The sequence below is a fragment of the Citrobacter sp. TBCS-14 genome (genome assembly GCF_005280805.1).
GTDB classification, from domain to species: domain Bacteria; phylum Pseudomonadota; class Gammaproteobacteria; order Enterobacterales; family Enterobacteriaceae; genus Citrobacter; species Citrobacter gillenii.
Map to the genome: position 1 here is coordinate 20,315 of NZ_SZWM01000185.1, position 19,798 is coordinate 40,112.

The following is a 19,798-nucleotide window of genomic DNA, read 5'->3' on the forward strand; positions in this document are numbered from 1 at the left end:
GTTTCCCCAGTTACCCGGGGAAAGCCTCACTAAGCTTCATCACGCTGGTTCTCTTTGTCTTTCTCACCGAGGTGGGAAATTCATTGAGCCATGCGTGATTACTTAGCGATTACCTTACGGCCGCGGTAGAAACCATCGGCAGTGATGTGGTGACGCAGGTGTTGTTCACCAGAAGTTTTGTCTACAGACAGGCTGGTGACTGCGGTCAGAGCGTCATGAGAACGACGCATGCCACGTTTGGAACGGGTTGGTTTATTCTGTTGTACGGCCATGGACCTTACTCCTCAATTACTTACGCTTTAAGCTGGCTAATACGGCAAATGGATTTGGTTTTTGCGCTTCATCAGGCAATTCACCAAAGACCATGTCCGCCTCGGACACTTCACAGTGTTCAGAATCATGCACCGGAACTACCGGCAAGGAGAGGATAATCTCATCTTCAACCATTGCAAGCAGATCGATTTCACCGAATTCGTTAACCTCAATCGGTTCATACGCTTCCGGCAGTGCTTCAGCCTGCTCGTCAGAACGGACAGGACTAAAACAATATGTTGTGTGGACATGGAGTGGGAACGGTTTCCCGCAACGCTGGCATGCGAGCGTAACCGAGACCTTCGCATCACCGGTAATAACGGCAAGACGTTGGTTATCGATCGCGAACGACATGGAGCATTCCACATCACTGTCCACACTGACTACAAAATCGGTGACGCGCTCTAACAGATCAGAAGTATAGATACCTTCATAATCGAGGCGTTTTTGAGCCGTACGAACCGGATCAAGAGTCAGGGGTAATTTTACCTTTTGCATAGGGCGCGCATATTAACTTTGTAACGTCATAGAGTCAAAGAAAAAGGCAGCCTGAGGTTGCCTTTTGCCAATAATTCGCACACATTGCGGGTCATCGACTTAAAATCACTCAAGTCTGGCCATAGCAGCCAACTTGAAGGTCGAGAGCCCTAGTTTAAAATGGCTCTCATCATTACGCTATATGCGAGGGAAAAAATATGCCTCAACTCATTCTTGCGTCTACCTCTCCCTGGCGTCGCGCCTTGCTTGAAAAACTGGCCATCCCGTTCGAATGTGCAGCACCTGAGGTTGATGAAACACCGCAGCCTGGCGAAACACCTCGGCATTTGGTGTTACGTCTGGCCCAGGAAAAAGCGCAATCTCTTGCCCACCGCTACACATCACACCTCATTATTGGATCCGATCAAATCTGTGTACTTGATGGAGAAATAACCGGAAAACCGTTAACAGAAGAAAAGGCCAGACAACAATTAACCAAAGCCAGCGGCAATATTGTGACGTTTTACACCGGACTGGCGCTGTATAATTCTGCAAACGGACATTTACAAACCGAAGTCGAACCGTTCGATGTTCATTTCCGTCATTTAAGCGAGACGGAAATTGACGATTACGTACGCAAAGAACGTCCGTTACATTGTGCCGGCAGTTTTAAAAGCGAGGGATTAGGTATTGCGCTCTTTGAGCGTCTGGAGGGTCGCGATCCTAATACGTTGATTGGCCTGCCGCTGATTGCGTTGTGTCAAATGCTACGCCGGGAAGAGATGAATCCGCTGAAAGCCTGATTAATCTTCCTGATGGCGACGCGGTGCGTCTTATCAGGCCTATGGCGCATAACGCAATGGTAGGCCTGATAAGCAACGCGCATCAGGCTTTGCTGCGTAATACCTCAAGGCAGCGTTTTAGCTGATTATCCATCGGGGCTTCAACACGCATGACCTCACCGGTCCCCGGATGGGTAAACTTCAATGCTGCGGCGTGCAGAAACAGTCGGTTCAGCCCCGTACCGGCCAACTGCTTGTCGAACTCGCGGTCGCCATAGCGATCGTCAAAAGCAATAGGATGTCCAGCATACTGGGTATGCACGCGAATCTGGTGGGTCCGCCCGGTTACCGGACTACAGCGCACAAGCGTGGAAAACGCATAGCGCTCTTCCACTTTAAATCGCGTCTCCGACGGTTTACCTTCCTGATTTACCCGCACGATTCGCTCACCGCTTTGCAGAATATTCTTTAACAGCGGCGCCTGTACGGTTTTGACATGCGACTGCCACTGACCTCTTACCAGCGCCAGGTAATATTTTTGCATTCCCTTTTCGCGCAACTGTTCATGCAGCGAACGCAGTGCGGAACGTTTTTTGGCAACCAACAGCACGCCAGACGTGTCACGGTCGAGGCGATGCACCAATTCAAGGAAACGTGCCTCCGGGCGTAACGCTCGCAGACCTTCAATTACCCCAAAGCTTAATCCACTGCCGCCATGCACGGCCGTGCCTGACGGTTTGTTGAGCACCAGAATATGGTCATCTTCATACAGAATAACATCGGCCAGCGCGGCGACCTTCTGCAGATGCGGTGAAATAGCTTCTTCTTCGCGCTCAGCGACACGCACTGGCGGAATACGCACAATATCTCCGTCTTCGAGCTTGTACTCGGGTTTGATGCGTTTTTTATTCACACGCACTTCGCCCTTACGCAAAATGCGATAAATCATACTTTTTGGCACGCCTTTGAGCTGGGTGCGCAGAAAGTTGTCGATGCGTTGCCCTGCTTCGTCGGCAGTAATGGCAACAATTTTTACGGCTGGAGTCTCTGTTTTCATGGGTGCCGATTTTAAATAGCCATCAAGATTCGCGCCACACATTTTTCTATGCTTATATTAACTGCTATACCCTATTACACAGGTTTGACAGTTTCGATTTGGTGGTTATTAAACCAATCACTGTACGGAAGTGTAAAAACTGTGAGTAACCGGGTGGTAAATGGCAAAAGTCATCTTGCTATAACAAGGTTAGCAGTGGAATAATGAGGTCGTCTCCGTGTTGAATCTTGTTAAAACAAGAACTTTTCCGGAATGACCCAATTTTGCCCGACCGATCATCAACGCAGCAATGGCGTAAGACGTATTGATCTTTCAGGCAGTTAGCGGGCTGCGGGTTGCAGTCCTTACCGGTAAGTGCTCTATGAATTTCGCGTTGTAGGAAGACGGCAAGTCTGGGAACCCCCAAGAATTTACTCCGGTGAGTGACTGGGGTGAGTAGATGAAGCCAACGCACCGATAGCGTGAAAGACGACGAGCATAATGGAAGCGTTTCTGGAGAGTAACACCCAGACTGTTCCCCTGATAATTGCGCTGTGTTTCCGTATGAAATACAGGCAACCGACACTCTGCGCCTCTTTGAGCTGACGATAACCGTGAGGTTGGCGACGCGAATAGACACGAGGCCATCGGTTCACACCCGGAAAGGCATTACTCTGCCCGCAGCTTAGTCGTCAATGTAAGAATAATGAGTAAGTTACGATGAAAAGAATGTTAATTAACGCGACTCAGCAGGAAGAGTTGCGTGTCGCCCTTGTAGATGGGCAGCGTCTGTACGATCTGGATATCGAAAGTCCTGGACACGAGCAGAAAAAAGCCAACATCTATAAAGGTAAAATTACCCGTATTGAACCGAGTCTGGAAGCCGCTTTTGTTGATTATGGCGCTGAACGTCACGGTTTCCTCCCGTTAAAAGAAATTGCCCGCGAATACTTCCCCGCTAACTACAACTCCCATGGCCGTCCCAACATTAAAGATGTGTTGCGCGAAGGTCAGGAAGTGATTGTTCAGATTGATAAAGAAGAACGCGGCAACAAAGGTGCTGCACTGACCACCTTTATCAGCCTGGCGGGTAGTTATTTGGTTCTGATGCCTAACAACCCGCGTGCGGGTGGTATCTCTCGTCGCATCGAAGGCGATGACCGGACAGAACTCAAAGAAGCGCTGGCAAGCCTGGAACTGCCTGATGGCATGGGGCTCATCGTACGCACTGCGGGTGTTGGTAAATCCGCAGAAGCGCTGCAGTGGGACCTGAGTTTCCGTCTGAAGCACTGGGAAGCGATTAAAAAGGCCGCTGACAGCCGCCCTGCTCCGTTCCTGATCCATCAGGAAAGTAATGTCATCGTTCGCGCATTCCGCGACTATTTACGTCAGGATATCGGCGAAATCCTCATTGATAACCCAAAAGTCATGGAGATGGCGCGTCAGCACATCGCCGCGTTGGGTCGTCCGGATTTCAGCAGCAAAATTAAGCTCTACACCGGTGAAATCCCGCTGTTCAGCCACTATCAAATAGAGTCTCAGATTGAGTCTGCGTTCCAGCGTGAAGTACGCCTGCCTTCTGGGGGTTCTATCGTTATCGATAGCACCGAAGCACTGACCGCAATTGATATCAACTCCGCACGTGCCACGCGCGGCGGCGATATCGAAGAGACCGCATTTAATACCAACCTTGAAGCGGCCGATGAAATCGCTCGCCAGCTGCGTCTTCGTGACCTCGGCGGCCTGATTGTTATCGACTTCATCGACATGACGCCGGTTCGTCACCAACGTGCCGTTGAGAACCGTCTGCGTGAAGCCGTTCGTCAGGACCGCGCGCGTATCCAGATTAGCCATATTTCTCGCTTCGGCTTGCTGGAGATGTCCCGTCAGCGTCTGAGTCCGTCATTAGGCGAATCCAGCCATCACGTCTGCCCGCGTTGCTCCGGCACAGGTACAGTGCGTGATAACGAATCGCTGTCGCTGTCTATTCTGCGCCTGATTGAAGAAGAAGCGCTGAAGGAAAACACCCAGGAAGTCCATGCGATTGTCCCGGTGCCGATTGCGTCTTATCTGCTTAACGAAAAACGTACTGCGGTCAATGCCATTGAAACCCGACAGAACGGCGTACGCTGTGTGATCGTGCCCAACGATCAAATGGAAACACCGCACTACTCTGTTCTGCGTGTTCGCAAAGGTGAAGAGACATCGACCCTGAGCTATCTGCTGCCGAAACTGCACGAAGAAGAGATGGCGTTACCGACGGAAGAAGAGTACGTCGAGCGTAAACAGCCGGAACAGCCTGCGCTGGCGACCTTCGCCATGCCAGACGTACCGCCAGAACCTGCTCTGCAGGAGCCTGCCGTTACAGCCGTTGCTGCCGCACCAAAAGCAGCCGCAGTCGCAGCAGGATCCGAACAGCCTGGTTTGTTTGGTCGTTTCCTCGGCGCACTGAAGTCCATCTTTGGTGGCAATGAAGAAGCCAAGCCGGTTGAGCAGCCAGCACCGCAAGCGGAAGAGAAATCTTCTGAACGCCAGCAGGATCGTCGTAAGCCTCGTCAGAACAATCGCCGTGACCGCAACGATCGTAACGATCGTAACGATCGTCGTGATAATCGCGATAACCGTGGCGAACGTGATAACCGCGATCGTGACAACCGTAATGAACGTTCTGATAGCAGCGAAAACCGCGATGAAAATCGCCGTAACCGTCGCCAGCCGCAGAATGCCGAAGCGCGCGATACCCGCCAGCAATCCACTGATGTTGCTGATAAAGCGAAGTCAGGTGACGAACAGCAGGCTCCGCGTCGTGAACGCAACCGCCGTCGTAACGACGACAAGCGTCAGGCACCGCAGGAAGTTAAAGAACTGAACCTGGTTGAACAACCGGCACAGGAAACGGATCAGGAAGAGCGCGTTCGCCAGCCTCAGACTCGCCGTAAACAGCGTCAGTTGAACCAGAAGGTTCGTTACACCGATAGCGCAACCGTCGAAACCGAAGCCGTAACCGCTGCCGTGGTTACCGAAACGGTTGTGGCTGAGCCTGTGGTTCAGGCCGCTGTTGCCCAGCGAACTGAACTGGCGAAAGTCGATCTGCCTGCCGTTGTCACTACCGAGCATGAAGATAACAACGACGCGCGTGATAGCAACGGTATGCCGCGTCGTTCTCGCCGCTCGCCTCGCCATCTGCGCGTAAGCGGACAGCGTCGTCGTCGCTATCGTGACGAACGTTACCCGACGCAGTCGCCAATGCCGATTACTGTCGCCTGTGCATCTCCAGAATTAGCCTCTGGTAAAGTCTGGATCCGTTACCCTGTTGCCCGTGCACAGGAACTGCAGGTTGAAGAGCAGCATCAGCAGGAAGTGGCCCAGGTGCAGCCGGTTATCGCCGAGCAGCAAAGCATTGCAGCGGTCGTTGCACCAGCAGTGGAAACCGTAGCGGCATCTGTCGCGGTCACAGAAGCGCCGGTAGTCACCGAAACCGTCGTTGTCGAACCTCAGGTTGTGGCGGTTGAAACCACACATCCGGAGGTTATCGAGACGGCTGTTGAGGAACAACCGCAGTTCATCGTTGACGCTGACGTCCCGGTTGCAGAAGAGGTTGTTGCTGAAGCTGAGCCCGTAGCAAACGTGGTAGAAGCACCGATTACCGAAGAACCTGTCCAGGTTGACGTCGCTGTCGCCCAGCCAGACGTTGCTGAACCGGTTATCGAGGCCGCGCCAATTGCCCCGGTTACGCAGGAAGAAGTCGCACCGGTTGCACCAGTCGTTGTCGCTGAAGCTGTGGTAGAACCTGCGTCTGTTGCCGCTGTACCCGTAACGGTTCACAGCCACGCAACCGCACCGATGACCCGCGCACCTGCGCCGGACTACGAACCAGAAGCGCCGCGTAAGAGCGACTGGCAGCGCCCTGCTTTCGACTTCGAAGGCAAAGGTGCCGCAGGCGGTCACAGCGCCACGCATCAGGCTACTGCCCCAGCCACACGCCCGCAGCCTGTTGAGTAAGCCGTAATCAACATCAAAGCCGACCTTCGGGTCGGCTTTTTTATTTCTTATCGATTTGTTTCATTCCCGTCAGCTGCGGCATCACATCCTTCATCAGCGCCAGAAATTTACGCAGTCGGACCGGATAATAACGCGCCCAGGGATACACCAGATGCACCGGCAGCGATGCCGCAGGCCAGTCTGCGAATAGCTCGACTAAACGCCCGTGAACAATATCTTCTTCCACCATCCAGCTTGACACAATGGCTACCCCCAGCCCTGCCAGAGCCGCATTTCTGGCAACATAAATACTGTCCGTGCTTAATCGGGGAGAGATATTTATCGTGATGAGTTCATTTCGCTGTTGATGGCGCAGCGACACACTATGCTGATAAAACGTGTTTACAGCAATCCACGGCAGCGTTGATAACTGTTCGGGATGCGTAGTATCGCCATACTGCGCCAGCAATGCCGGGCTGGCCACAATGCTTCGGGGCACTTCGGCCAGCAGAACGGAGACCGTTGCCGGATCAACTTCCGCACCCACTCGGATCGCGCAATCAATATTGTCGCTAAGGAAATCCACCGTTTTGTCATTGAGCATCCACTCCACCGATAACTGCGGATAACGGGCCAGAAATTGCAACAGCGGTTCAAGCAGTTGTTGCTGACCAAACGCATGAGGCGCTCGTACCCGCAGCGTACCGACGGGTTCATCCTCCGTGATATTCAGCCCATCTTCCAGCGCTAACCAAGCATCGATAATATGCTTAGCATGCTGATATCCCCGCTCTCCGTCATCGGTCAATTTCATCGCGTGGGTGGTGCGTAAAATCAGTTTCACACCCAGCAGCGTTTCCAGGGATTGCAGTCTCCGACTGACGGTCGCCTGGGTGGTCCCCATCTGTTTTGCCGCCGCAGAGAGCGATCCTGCCTCAACGATGCGCACAAACGTCCGCATCAGCTCCACTCTGTCTATACGCTCATTTTTCAAGATAACCACTTTCATCATACGTCAAACGTATAACTGTTTTACCACCACGCCCGCTACCGTGCCAATGAGCGAAAGATAAAAATAGCCGTACATCCTGTGATTGAGGAATCATTTGTGAACACATCTACCGCACTTTCCCGTTGGGTCATCTTTGTACTGGCACTTGGCGCCGGTTTCAGCGTGGCGGCTATCTACTATGCCCAGCCTCTTCTGCCGCTGATCGGTCAGGACCTGACCTTAAGTCTCACCGGTATGGGGCTGGTGCCGACGCTTACCCAGGCCGGGTACGCGCTGGGGATTTTGTTTCTCTTGCCGCTTGGCGACCGCTATGACCGCCGGACTTTAATCTTGCTGAAAAGCATCTCACTTGCCGTGCTGCTTCTGGCCTGTAGCTTTAGCGGGCAACTGCATTCACTGCTGTTGATTAGCTTGCTGATGGGAATGGCGGCAACCATGGCACAGGACATCGTTCCCGCAGCAGCCATACTCGCCCCCGCGGGGAAACAGGGAAAAACGGTCGGTACGGTGATGACCGGCCTGTTGCTGGGCATTTTGCTCTCCCGCACCGTCAGTGGTCTGGTGGGAGAAGCGTTTGGCTGGCGCGAGATGTATCAACTCGCCGCCATCAGTATTGCCATTATTACTGTGGTGATGTGGAAAATGCTGCCTCACTTTGCGGCCAATTCCACGCTGAGCTATCCGTCGTTAATGCTCTCAATGGCCAAACTCTGGCAACGGTATCCTGTACTGCGCCGGGCGGCGCTGGCACAGGGATTCCTTTCAATTGCCTTCAGTGCCTTCTGGTCAACGCTGGCGGTGATGTTATCCGAGCATTATCACATGGGCAGCGCAGTAGCCGGGGGTTTTGGTATTGCAGGAGCAGCAGGTGCGCTTGCCGCACCGCTAGCTGGACATCTTGCAGACAGAGTTGGCGGCGAAAAGGTCACGCAACTGGGGGCATTATTAGTGACGCTTTCTTTCGCGCTGATGTTTTTACTGCCCGCCCTGCCGGTTGAGGGACAGTGGCTGCTAATAGCCCTTTCTGCGGTCGGCTTTGATCTTGGGCTACAATCCAGCCTGGTGGCTCACCAGAATCTGGTCTATAGCCTTGAGCCTCAGGCGCGGGGCCGCCTGAACGCCCTACTGTTTACCCTGGTGTTCATTGGCATGGCGTTGGGTTCAGTTCTCGGCACCCAAGTTTACGCCCTGGCAAACTGGCAAGGCGTTGTCGGGTTGGCAACCGTCAGCGGTGCGATTGCTCTGATGATCAGACTGACAGGTAACACTGTGGTGAGTCGGACAAAAACGGCCTAAAAAAATGCCCGCGCCGGGGTGTAAGTGGCGCGGGCAGACAAACATATCCAGTTTCATGATATGTTTCAAAAAAAGGCGTTAACGATTTAACTGGAACAACGACATTCCCTGCATATCGGTAAACGCTTTATAGGATGCCTGCAGCGCAGCCTGCTGCATAACATAGGACGAAATCGCTGAGTTCCAGTCGACATCCACCAGGTTACTCATCTGCTGAGTTTGCCCTAATGCGCGATCGGTACCCAGTGAATCCAGCGAGCTCAACTCACTGAGCTGTGTGCCTAATTCAGCACGCACAGACAGGACGTTATTAAGCGAGTTCTTCAGGCCACGGCTGGTTTTATCAATAGCGGCTGCCGCTTTATCTTTTGCCACATCATCCCCAGCAACCGGCGTTTTGAGGGCATCAATAGCGGTATCCAGCATTTTGAACAGGCTCTTTTCCTGGGTTCCACCCGCGGGTTCCGGCACCGCATTACTGGTCAATTCGGCAAATATTTTATCCCCGGTATGGCCAATCACCATGGTACGGGCAGCATCGACCTGCTGGGTCACGTTTTGGGTTCCGCCAGTATAGGTACCATCAGCCTGGGCAAATGGTGCACTTTCTGTTTTATATCCACCGAAAATATAGCGCCCGTTGCCATCGGTGCTGTTCGCCAGGTTCATCAGCTGATCGCGGATCCCCTGTAAATCAGTTGCCAACGATGCACGGTCATCATCACTTAACGTCCCGTTAGCAGCATGGACAATTTTTTCCTGCGCGCTCTGAATAGCCGTCGTTACCTGTCCCAACACGTTTTCTTCCAGTGAGACTTTTTGCGTGGCGAAAGAGCGCGCCAGCGTGTACTGGCTGTTTTGTGCCTGAGCCTGAGACAGCACCACGGCCTGTGAGGCGGCAATCGGATCGTCAGACGGATTAATGACCCGTTTACCCGTCGACATTTGCTCGCCGAATTTCATCCATTCCGCCTGAGAGTTGGTGATGCCACGCATGTTCTGCTGGTACATCATCTGGGTACTGATACGCATTGATTCCCTCTCCCTTAGCGAATATTAATCAGTGCATCAAACAACGCATTCGCGGTTTGCAGCACCTGGGCGTTAGCCAGGTAGTACTGCTGATAGCGCTGCAAATTGCCGTACTCTTCGTCGAGATTCACCCCGGAGATGGACTGCTGCTGATTAGAGAGCTGCGTGACCACGTTGTTTTGCGTGGTGCTGCTGGTTTTCAGCGTCGCGGTTTTGTTACCGACATCGCTTACCAGCGTGGCATAGGCATCGTTGAAGGTTTTATTCCCGACGGTGGCCTTATTTTGTAGATCCAACAGTTTCTGACCGTTACGGTTGTCGCTTGCGCCCGTCTCCGCAGCAGGATCGGTCTTTTTCTCTGACGCCATGGCAATTTTTGACTCGTCGGTCACCATCACTTTCATATTGACGATAGCGTCGCTAACCGGCTTCAGAATAAAACTGTCATTATCGTTAGCTCCGGTTGGTTTATTCGTCACCGTCACTTTCAGACCATCAATGTCCAGTTTACCGCTGGCATCCGGTTTAGCTTCAAACGTCGTATTATCCGCCAGGCGCGTGACTTGCCATTTGCCACCGTTAAACACAACTTTATAGTCAGTCGCCTGCACTTTCGAACTATCATCAACTTCAGCGGTTAACTCCGCTTTGCCAGTGTTTTTAGCATTACTGGTCACCGACGGATCGCCGATGGCAAAGAAATCCTTACCCGCAACACCATCAGTATCAAAACCGGCTTTATGTTGTGTGTTAAAGGCGTCGGCAAAAGCCAGTGCCAATTGGCCCAGCGTATTACGCGTCTGGTCAAGTTCCTGAGAGCGAAACGTCAGCAACCCACCCAGTGAGCCGGTATTGAGCAGTTTTTCTGGAATTTCAATATTACCCGCAACCCCATCGACATAGGCCACGGTGGTGCGGGTGGTATCGGCACTGGACGGTACGGCAGCAAGCTGACGTGCGCTACTGCCCTGCACCAGCGAATAGCCATTCGCCATGGTGACGTTATAGGTGCCGCCGTCTTGAACGCTGACTTCAACGCCGACAATCTTGTTTAATTCGCTCACCAACTGGTCGCGCTGGTCCAGCAGATCGTTCGGTGAAGCACCCGCGCCGACGCCGGTCAGACGAGAGATTTGATCGTTGAGACTGGCAATTTGCTTCGAGTAGTTATTGATCTGGTCAACACTGGCGGAAATCGCGGTATTAACCTGTTTATCCTGATCGCGCAGATACTGATCGGTGGTTTTAAACTGGTTGACTAAGCCGTCTGCTTTGCCAATCAATGCCTGACGCGCCGCCGGGTCTTCTGCGTTACTGACCAACGTTTGTAAGCTGGTGAAAAAGCCCTGCATCGAGGTAGAAATAGAGCTGGTCTTGCTGGCGAGCAGGTTATCGATTTTCGACATTTGCTCATAACGCGTTGTCAGACCGCTGCTTTGGTTCTGCGCAGCGCGTAACTGATTACTGATGAATGAATCATACTCACGCTGCACGCCAGAAACATAGACGCCATTGCCAACCCAGCCCCCCGCACCCAGCGTGCTGTTTGCTTGCGCCATAATGGTCGTCTGGCGGGTATACCCTGCCACGTTATAGCTGGAGATGTTATTACTGGCTGTGTTCAACGCGGCCTGCGCTGCGCTAAGACCACTCATGGCGTTGTTAATCAAGCTGGACATGGAGGTTCCTTGTAATCCTTCAATACTCGTTATTATCGGCAGCGGATGGGTAGACTTGAGTTATTTAAAACAGATTGTCGAGATTGCTACTGTAAGTTTTACTCACTTTCTCGCTCATCGACTTCAGCTGCTGGATCATGGTGGTTAATTTACGCGCATAGTGCGGATCGGTGGCGTAGCCTGCATTCTGCAAGGCCTGCGCACCCTGTTCGGCAGTCGCAGCACCGGTTACCGCGGCGTAGCGCGGATTACGCGATATCAGCCCGACATAATCCGACAGCGCCTCAAGGTACGAGCTATAGACACGGAATCGGGCTTTCACTTTTTTCGCCTCACCGTTTTCATATTCGGTAGTGGTGATTTCGGTGGTCGGCCCTTTCCAGCTCCCCGAAGCCTTCACGCCGAAAATGTTAAAGCTCGGCTCACCGTTCTCACGGCGGATTTGGCGTTGCCCCCAACCGGATTCCAGTGCCGCCTGCGCCAGGATCAGATGATGCGGTACCCCGCTTTGTTGACTCGCCAGTTTTGCTGGTAGCGATAGCTGAGCAAGGAAGTCTTTACTGTCGCCCGACAGCGGTTCATCGTTCCCTTCCGTCGCTTTCGGTAGCGCTTTACGCACCATCTGCGTCAGTGCCTGGTTTTGATAGCTGGTCACCGTTTCCAGTGAAAACTTCATCGGTACCTGCGGCGCATCATCCGCAGGCGTCCCCTGGCCTTCGGTCATCTGCTTAACCATCATTTCAGCCAGCCCCAGACCTTTGCCTGCTGTCATCTGCTGGGCTACCTGCTGGTCATACATGCTGGTGTACAAGCGCGTCGAGTCGCTGCTAAAGACGCCATCTTTTGGCAGCGCTTCACGCATGCTTTTCAGCATCATCTGGACAAACATCCCTTCAACCTGGCGGGCGACCGGGCGGATATTTGCCGCCGGATCCTGACCCGCCTTCGCTTTCAGTTCGTTCAGCGATTGCGCATCCCAGGCGGCGCTGGTCAGCAGTTTGCTGTCGCCAATCATCAGATAATTTCCAGTTTGGCGCGTAAACAACCCGCACTTTGCATGGATTGCAGAATTGACATCAAATCCATTGGCGTGGCACCGAGCGCATTGAGGGCGCGAACCACATTGTTCAGATTGGCGCTGGAGCGCACGCTCTGCAATGAGCCGCCGCTTTGACGCATATCGATTTGGGTTTGCGGGGTAACCACGGTTTGCCCACCGCCAAACGGCGTATCGGGCTGACTAACGTTGGCCTGGCGATTCACCGTGATAGACAAGTTGCCCTGCGCAACCGCGCAACTGTCCAACGTAACTTCGCGGTTCATCACTACCGATCCCGTACGGGAGTTGATAATCACCTTCGCATCCTGCGGCGTTACGTTCACTTCTATATTCTGGATATCAGCGAGGAAGCGCACCTGCGAGCTATTGCCGCTCGGCACACGCACCTGAATCGTACGCGCATCCAGCGCCGTGGCGCTGCCAAACCCACGCGAACGGTTAATGGTGTCGGTTATCTGCTGTGCCAGGGTGAAGTCTTCATTATTCAGCTGCAGATTGAGGGTGTTTCCGCCGCCAAACTGGCTAGGAAGTTCGCGTTCAATAGTGGCCCCGTTGGTGATCCGCCCACCGTTGAGCTGGTTCACCTGAACGCTACTGCCGCCCGCTGCCGCACCGGCACCGCCGACTAAAATATTGCCCTGCGCCAGCGCATACACCTGGCTATCAACCCCTTTCATCGGGGTCATCAGCAGCGTCCCGCCGCGCAGGCTTTTGGCATTACCCATTGAAGAGACCACAACGTCAATGGTTTGTCCCTGACGTCCAAACGCCGGAAAGGATGCAGTCACCATCACCGCCGCCACGTTTTTCAACTGCATATTGGTGCCGGTCGGCACGGTGATCCCCAGTTGAGAGAGCATGTTATTGAGCGTTTGGGTGGTGAACGGCGTCTGGGTGGTCTGGTCACCCGTGCCATCCAGCCCCACCACCAGCCCGTAGCCAATCAGCGAGTTTTCACGCACACCCTGAACGCTGGTCAGATCGCGAATACGATCGGCATGGGCCAATGTAGTTGCCAGCATCAGGACCATTGCAACAAGAGTTTTAAACACAGAAAGCCTCGCTTACATCGGTGACAAATTAAGGAAGAAACGCTGCAACCAGCCCATATTCTGCGCTTCGTTGATATAGCCGTTACCGACATACTCAATACGTGCATCCGCCACCTGGGTTGACGGAACAGAGTTGCTGCCGCTGATGGTGCGCGGGTTAACCACCCCGGAGAAGCGGATAAATTCAGTGCCCTGGTTTATGGCGATCTGCTTTTCACCCACAACGTGTAAATTGCCGTTGACCAGAACCTGATCGACGGTCACGGTCAGCGTACCGCTAAAGGTGTTACGGGCATTGGCGCCACCTTTACCGTTAAAGGAGTTCCCACCGGACGCTTCTACGTCAGCACGCTCGTTGCCAAACAGTCCCTGCAGGTAGCGCGGCACCGTGTCGAAACCAAAGTTTGTTTTGCCATCACGGCTGGCGTTAGCAGAAGAGCTTTTGCTCGCACTGACGTTTTCCTGCAATACGATAGTTAGCGTATCGCCAACATTGCGCGGACGGCGGTCTTCAAATAGCGGCTGGTAGCCATAGTTAACTGGCTGCGCAGACTGAAAAATTGATCCATTCGCCACCGGCGTTGGGCCAGGTATCGGCTGGGCAGAGGTCGCCCCCTGAACCAGCGGCGTGGCCGGGATCCAGGCACATCCTGTCAGTGACACCACCAGCAGGGCCGTAATCGGATATGGGTGAAGCGCGTTTTTTCGCATTGCCTTCATCTTCTACATCAGTGTGCCGGTGAGGTTTTCACCCCACCGGACAACACGTTAGAGTTGCGTCAGTTTTTGCAGCATCTGATCGGTAGTCGACACCGCTTTGCTGTTGATTTCGTAAGCACGTTGAACCTGGATCATATTCACCAGCTCTTCCGCCACGTTGACGTTAGAGGTTTCAACATAGCCCTGATACAGCAGACCCGCACCGTTAAGCCCTGGCGTGCTCTCGTTCGGCGCACCTGAAGATTGCGTCTCGGTGTACAGGTTCTCACCAATGCTTTCCAGTCCGGTATCGTTCATAAAGGTGGTCAGGTTGAGCTGGCCTACCTGTACCGGCGCCGCCTGTCCTTGCTGGGTTACGCTGACGATGCCATCACGCCCGATAGTGATGCTGAGCGAGTTCGCTGGAATGGTGATCGCTGGCTGAACCTGAAAACCGCCTGCCGTCACCAGTTGGCCGTTCTGATCCACCTGGAAAGAACCGTCACGCGTATAAGCAGAGGTACCATCCGGCAACATGACCTGGAAAAAACCCTGGCCTTTAATCGCCACATCTTTGCTGTTATTGGTCTGTGACAGGTTGCCCTGACTGTGTAAACGCTCGGTCGCCACCGGACGCACACCGGTACCGATTTGCAAACCCGAAGGCAGTACGGTCTGTTCAGAAGACTGCGCGCCCGGTTGACGAATCGTCTGGTACAACAGATCTTCAAACACCGCACGCTGACGCTTGAAACCATTGGTGCTGACGTTTGCCAGGTTGTTGGCAATCACATCCATGTTGGTTTGCTGTGCATCCAGGCCGGTTTTGGCGATCCATAATGAACTGATCATAAAATGTCCTGTATTAACTCATCGACAGCAGTTGGTTGGCGCGACCCGCGTTATCATCCACGCTACTGATAATCTTCATCTGCATTTCGAAGCGACGGGCGCTGGCGATCATGTCGCTCATCGCGGCAACCGGTTTGACGTTACTGCCCTCCAGCACGCCCGACATCACGCGGATGCTGGGATCGGCCGGAAGCGTCGGGCCACGGGTCGCCTGTGCCGCCGCGCTCAGACGGAACATACCGTCATCACCACGCTGTACTTCACTTCCCGTCGCCTTCACCAGCTTCAGACGCCCGACAGGCGCCACGGTGTTCGCCGGATCGCCTGGGTTCAGCGCAGAAATCGTCCCGTCAGCAGCAATGGTGATTTCTGAACCTTCCGGTACCGCTATTGGCCCGGCTTCGCCAATCACCGGGTGTCCCTGAATGGTCAGTTCACCGGTGGGGCTTACCTGAATTGCGCCATTACGGGTGTACCCTTCACTGCCGTTAGCGGTCTGAACCGCCAGCCAGCCGTCCTGTTGCAGCGCAACGTCCAGCGGGCGGGAGGTGTAGTCCATCTGACCTGGCGTCATATCAGCCCCTGGCGTGGAGGCCACCACCAGCGTACGCGTCGGTAAAGAGAGCCCTTCAACCGGCACCGCACGTAGCGCATTAAGCTGCGCGCGGAAACCCGGCGTTGAGGCGTTTGCCAGGTTGCTGGCCGTCACCGCCTGTTGGTTCAGCGTCTGACTGGCCGCGCCCATGGCGGTATAAATTGCGTGATCCATTAAGCCATCCCGTCAAGCGCTTAGCGCAGGTTGACCAGCGTGTTGAGGATCTGATCCTGGGTTTTGATGGTCTGCGCGTTCGACTGATAGTTACGCTGGGCGACGATCATGTTCACCAGTTCTTTACTCAAATCCACGTTCGATGCTTCCAGCGCGCCGTTCGTCAGCTTGCCGAAGTTACCGGTGCCCGCGGTGCCCAGCAGCGCGACGCCAGAAGACTGTGTCGCGGCCCAGACGTTATCGCCCTGAGAAGCCAGACCTTCGTTGTTGGCAAAGTTAGCCAGCACGATCTGTCCCAGAAGTTGCTTCTGTTCGTTGGAGTAGTTACCCACCACCGTGCCGTCATCGTTAATCTGGTAGCTCACCAGATCGCCCGGTTTGTAGCCGTTCTGATTCGTCGCAACGATGTTATTGGCGCCGGTATTCTGCTGCATGGAATTGAGGAAACTCAGAGAGAAACCCGCAGGGACCGCGCCATTGATAGCACCGGTGGTTATCTGAATTTGCGGCTGGGCGTTGGCGGGGCCTTCCACGAGATGTTTTGGCCCAGTTGGATTTAAGGGATCTACTGGCTCTTCGACATAGTTATTCACCGAGGCCAGCGTGCCATTAGCGCTGAAGTTCATCACCGCATTTTTAGTCGCGGGAGAGCCCGCCACGCTGGCATCCTGGGTGTAAACATCCCATTTGTTATCCGTCGTTTTGACATAAAAAACATTCATGTCATGGGCATTACCCTGACTATCAAATACGGTCACGGTGCCTTTTTTGTTGTACGAGTCCGCATCACTTGCGCTAAAAGGTTTATTCGCCGGAATCTTGTCAGTGGAGTTCAGGTTGATCTGCATAGACGCGGTGGTCGTGGATTTCGCCGCCATCAGCGTATTCGGAATCGTGATCGGTGCCGGGTTTGCGCCCTGCTGTACCGTCGGCGGTGTGCCGGTGGCCGGATAACCCGTCAACTGCAGCCCCTGCATGTTGACGATATTACGGTTTTCATCGAGCTTGAACTGACCGTTTCGGCTGAAGAAAACAGACCCATTGCTGTCGACCATACGGAAGAATCCGTTCTGGCTAATGGCAACGTCCAGCCCACGGCCGGTGTTGGTGGTAGTGCCATCGGTAAAGTCCTGGGTAATACCCGCAACTTTAACGCCCAGGCCCACTTTAGAACCGGCAAACATATCCGCAAAGGAAGCGGTTCCGGATTTAAACCCGTAGGTCGCGGAGTTGGCGATGTTATTACCAATGACATCGAGGTTGGTCGCTGCAGCGTTCAGACCGCTGACCGCTTGAGAAAAGGCCATGACTTACTCCTGATAAGTGTGAAGGCTTAGATGATCTGCCGTACTTCGTCGAGGGTGGTGGTTCCATAGGTGCCGAGGTCCAGCGTGTTACCGCCGTTGCTGCGAATAACCCCCTGCACCAACGCAAACTGAAGTGGCTGCGCCACAAGCTGCGTCCCCCCATTGCTGGCGGATATCGCCACGTTGTAGGAACCGCTTGGGGCCGCCGTGCCATCCGTCATGGTGCCGTCCCAAGTGAAGGTGTGAACCCCCGCCTTCAGCTCACCAATATCGATCGTGCGCACGACCTTGCCGTCTTTATCGGTAATGGTGGCAGTGACCTTATCGGCTGGCTGCTGCAGCTCAACGCCAAACGGTGTCGTGGTGGTGGTCGCCCCCTCTTCCGTCCCTTTCCCGGTCAGGATCGTGGTACCTGGAATCATCACGCCATGACCAATCAAGGTACTGGCCTGCAGCGACTGACTGTTGTCTATCTGTCCAGAAATCGACCCCAGCGTAGTATTCAGCTTCTCAATCCCGCTGACGGTACTGATTTGCGCCAACTGGGTGGTGAGTTCGTTGTTTTGCAAGGGGTTGGTCGGATCCTGGTTTTTCAGCTGCGCGACTAACAGCGTCAGAAAGCTGCTTTGCAGATCGGCGGCATTGCTGCCCGTCAGTGAACTGTTGTTACTGGCTGCATTCACGCCCGTGCTGCTCGGGTCATTCATTTTTACCGAAATTGACATGTGCGGCTCCTTTACTGGCCTAGCGTCAGCGTTTTAAGCATCAAACTTTTTACGGTATTGAGCACTTCGACGTTTGCCTGATAGCTGCGTGAGGCTGACATGGTGTTGACCATCTCTCCGACCACATCCACATTGGGCATTTTGACGTAACCGTTCGCATCGGCCAGCGGATTACCCGGTTCATAAACCAGCTTGTCCGGCGCCTGGCTCTCAATCACATCAGCGACTTTTACGCCACCGGTAGCCGCACCCGGCGCGGCGTTAACCTGAAAAACAACCTGCTTCGCGCGATACGGTTGACCGTCAGGTCCCGTCACGCTGTCCGCATTCGCCATATTGCTCGCCGCCACGTTCAGGCGCTGGGATTGCGCGGTCAGCGCCGAACCTGCGATATCAAAAATATTTAACAACGCCACGAATTAGTTCCCTCCTTGCAGCACGGTCATCATGCCCTTGATTTGTCCACCCAATGCGGTGAGCCCCATCTGATACTTCAGACTGTTATCGGCAAACTGCGTACGCTCGCGGTCCATATCCACCGTATTGCCATCCAGCGACGGTTGGTCCGGAATGCGATAAAGCAACTCAGTCGAAGGTGCAGAAAGTGTCTGGGCCGGAATATGTTGTGCAGAGGTCAGCGTCAACGAGACACCGCCGGTTTCTTCCCGTCCACGCACCATGACTTTTTTTAATTCACTGGCGAAATCCAGGTCGCGCGCCTGATACCCCGGCGTGTCGGCGTTGGCAATGTTGGCCGCTAATACCTCCTGGCGTTGGGCGCGCAGATTCAGCGCTTCCTGTTGAAAACGTAAGGCGGCGTCGAGCTTATCGAGCATATCTCCTCCGCAAATGACAAAATTCAGCCGACAGCTTAAATCCCATTACGCGCGCGTTATCGCTGGAATAAGCGCAAAATGCGTCGCTATTTGTTGCGTTGATGGCGGCGTCACACAGGTAAAATCCAGCCACAGCCTGAAAAAGCGAGAGGTATTGATGCAAACGTTCAAACGCGGAATAGCTGTGGTCGCACTGCTGTTCAGCCCCCTGACGCTGGCGCAAGACCTGAATTCGCAGCTTACGGCGTGGTTTTCCGAGCGACTGGCAGGGTTCAGTGACGAGGTGATCGTTACCCTCCGGACCCCACCCAACCTGCTGCCTGCCTGTGAGCAACCGGCACTCAGCGTGGCCGGTAGCGCGAAGTTATGGGGCAATGTGAATGTGCTGGCGAGATGCGGCAATGAAAAACGTTACCTACAGGTGAACGTGCAGGCCACGGGCGACTACGTGGTTGCCGCTGCCCCCATCGCCCGGGGAAGCGCGCTTAACTCAGCCAGCGTAACGCTAAAACGCGGTCGTCTGGACCAACTGCCGCCACGTACCGTGCTGGACATTAACCAGGTGCAGGAAGCGGTGAGTCTGCGTGATGTGGTCGCTGGCCAGCCGATCCAGCTCACCATGCTGCGTCAAGCATGGCGGATAAAAGCGGGTCAGCGCGTGTTGGTTATCGCCAATGGAGACGGTTTTCGCGTGAATGCGGAAGGTAAGGCGCTGAATAATGCGGCGGTTGCCCAGAACGCCAGGGTACGGATGCTTTCAGGCCAGGTCGTCAGCGGCGTCGTCGATTCTGATGGGAATATTCTTATTAACCTATAATAGGTTAAAGATTTTTTTGCGGATGCCGATAGATAATCAACCAATGATTAAAGCGGGCCGCTATAGCGTAACCC

The 19,798-nt window shown here is 54.0% G+C and carries 19 protein-coding genes; 4 read left to right on the plus strand and 15 right to left on the minus strand.

Annotated elements, in window-relative coordinates:
• Window positions 1-98: 98 nt before the first annotated feature.
• Both rpmF and yceD read right to left on the minus strand, forming a co-directional pair.
• On the minus strand, window positions 99-272 hold the full coding sequence (gene rpmF, locus FDX22_RS08770) for a 50S ribosomal protein L32 (RefSeq protein WP_003036242.1): 174 nt from the start codon (window positions 270-272) through the stop codon (window positions 99-101).
• A 16-nt stretch (window positions 273-288) separates the two neighbouring features.
• Window positions 289-810, minus strand: coding sequence for a 23S rRNA accumulation protein YceD (gene yceD / locus FDX22_RS08775; protein WP_115258860.1), 522 nt, complete (start codon window positions 808-810; stop codon window positions 289-291).
• A 197-nt stretch (window positions 811-1,007) separates the two neighbouring features.
• Between yceD and FDX22_RS08780 the strand changes: the two genes are divergently transcribed.
• Window positions 1,008-1,592 carry a nucleoside triphosphate pyrophosphatase gene (locus FDX22_RS08780; RefSeq protein ID WP_146717060.1) on the plus strand — a complete coding sequence of 195 codons (585 nt, stop codon included), beginning with the start codon at window positions 1,008-1,010 and terminating at the stop codon, window positions 1,590-1,592.
• Window positions 1,593-1,674: 82 nt separating this feature from the next.
• Here FDX22_RS08780 and rluC read toward each other — a convergent pair whose 3' ends face one another.
• Entirely contained in the window at window positions 1,675-2,628 is a 954-nt protein-coding gene (rluC, locus tag FDX22_RS08785) for a 23S rRNA pseudouridine(955/2504/2580) synthase RluC (protein WP_186805288.1), read from the minus strand.
• A 699-nt stretch (window positions 2,629-3,327) separates the two neighbouring features.
• On the opposite strand from rluC, the gene rne reads away from it, so the two are divergent.
• The gene (gene rne, locus FDX22_RS08790; RefSeq protein WP_146717062.1) at window positions 3,328-6,609 is read left to right on the plus strand and encodes a ribonuclease E; all 3,282 of its coding nucleotides are present in this window, start codon (window positions 3,328-3,330) and stop codon (window positions 6,607-6,609) included.
• A 40-nt stretch (window positions 6,610-6,649) separates the two neighbouring features.
• Here the strand turns inward: rne and FDX22_RS08795 are convergent, their stop codons facing one another.
• Window positions 6,650-7,585 carry a LysR family transcriptional regulator gene (locus tag FDX22_RS08795; protein WP_174361562.1) on the minus strand — a complete coding sequence of 312 codons (936 nt, stop codon included), beginning with the start codon at window positions 7,583-7,585 and terminating at the stop codon, window positions 6,650-6,652.
• Window positions 7,586-7,696: 111 nt separating this feature from the next.
• On the opposite strand from FDX22_RS08795, the gene FDX22_RS08800 reads away from it, so the two are divergent.
• Window positions 7,697-8,896 carry an MFS transporter gene (locus FDX22_RS08800; protein ID WP_115258862.1) on the plus strand — a complete coding sequence of 400 codons (1,200 nt, stop codon included), beginning with the start codon at window positions 7,697-7,699 and terminating at the stop codon, window positions 8,894-8,896.
• 78 nt (window positions 8,897-8,974) lie between these two features.
• Here FDX22_RS08800 and flgL read toward each other — a convergent pair whose 3' ends face one another.
• The 11 genes from flgL to flgB form a co-directional block, all read right to left on the minus strand.
• Window positions 8,975-9,928: a flagellar hook-associated protein FlgL gene (gene flgL / locus FDX22_RS08805; protein WP_146717063.1), complete on the minus strand. Its 954-nt coding sequence runs from the start codon at window positions 9,926-9,928 to the stop codon at window positions 8,975-8,977.
• A gap of 14 nt (window positions 9,929-9,942) precedes the next feature.
• Window positions 9,943-11,607, minus strand: coding sequence for a flagellar hook-associated protein FlgK (flgK, locus tag FDX22_RS08810; RefSeq protein WP_115258864.1), 1,665 nt, complete (start codon window positions 11,605-11,607; stop codon window positions 9,943-9,945).
• A gap of 64 nt (window positions 11,608-11,671) precedes the next feature.
• Complete coding sequence (gene flgJ / locus FDX22_RS08815) at window positions 11,672-12,622, minus strand: flagellar assembly peptidoglycan hydrolase FlgJ (protein ID WP_117341764.1); 951 nt, start codon at window positions 12,620-12,622, stop codon at window positions 11,672-11,674.
• Window positions 12,622-13,719 (minus strand): flagellar basal body P-ring protein FlgI, encoded by a 1,098-nt coding sequence (locus FDX22_RS08820; protein WP_096757557.1) that lies wholly within the window; start codon window positions 13,717-13,719, stop codon window positions 12,622-12,624. Before FDX22_RS08820 ends, flgJ begins: the two co-directional genes overlap by 1 nt.
• A gap of 12 nt (window positions 13,720-13,731) precedes the next feature.
• Window positions 13,732-14,430, minus strand: a complete 699-nt coding sequence (locus FDX22_RS08825; protein ID WP_096757558.1) for a flagellar basal body L-ring protein FlgH — start codon at window positions 14,428-14,430, stop codon at window positions 13,732-13,734.
• A gap of 57 nt (window positions 14,431-14,487) precedes the next feature.
• On the minus strand, window positions 14,488-15,270 hold the full coding sequence (gene flgG, locus FDX22_RS08830; RefSeq protein WP_045441663.1) for a flagellar basal-body rod protein FlgG: 783 nt from the start codon (window positions 15,268-15,270) through the stop codon (window positions 14,488-14,490).
• Window positions 15,271-15,283: 13 nt separating this feature from the next.
• Window positions 15,284-16,039, minus strand: a complete 756-nt coding sequence (locus FDX22_RS08835; RefSeq protein ID WP_096757559.1) for a flagellar basal body rod protein FlgF — start codon at window positions 16,037-16,039, stop codon at window positions 15,284-15,286.
• A gap of 20 nt (window positions 16,040-16,059) precedes the next feature.
• A complete protein-coding gene (gene flgE / locus FDX22_RS08840) occupies window positions 16,060-17,346 on the minus strand; it encodes a flagellar hook protein FlgE (RefSeq protein WP_146717064.1) in 1,287 nt (428 codons plus the stop codon).
• 26 nt (window positions 17,347-17,372) lie between these two features.
• Window positions 17,373-18,071 (minus strand): flagellar hook assembly protein FlgD, encoded by a 699-nt coding sequence (gene flgD, locus FDX22_RS08845; RefSeq protein WP_115258868.1) that lies wholly within the window; start codon window positions 18,069-18,071, stop codon window positions 17,373-17,375.
• An 11-nt stretch (window positions 18,072-18,082) separates the two neighbouring features.
• Complete coding sequence (gene flgC / locus FDX22_RS08850; protein WP_096757562.1) at window positions 18,083-18,487, minus strand: flagellar basal body rod protein FlgC; 405 nt, start codon at window positions 18,485-18,487, stop codon at window positions 18,083-18,085.
• Between the two features lie 3 nt (window positions 18,488-18,490).
• A complete protein-coding gene (flgB, locus tag FDX22_RS08855; protein WP_096757563.1) occupies window positions 18,491-18,907 on the minus strand; it encodes a flagellar basal body rod protein FlgB in 417 nt (138 codons plus the stop codon).
• Window positions 18,908-19,064: 157 nt separating this feature from the next.
• Between flgB and flgA the strand changes: the two genes are divergently transcribed.
• Window positions 19,065-19,724, plus strand: coding sequence for a flagellar basal body P-ring formation chaperone FlgA (gene flgA, locus FDX22_RS08860; protein ID WP_146717065.1), 660 nt, complete (start codon window positions 19,065-19,067; stop codon window positions 19,722-19,724).
• Window positions 19,725-19,798 lie beyond the last annotated feature (74 nt).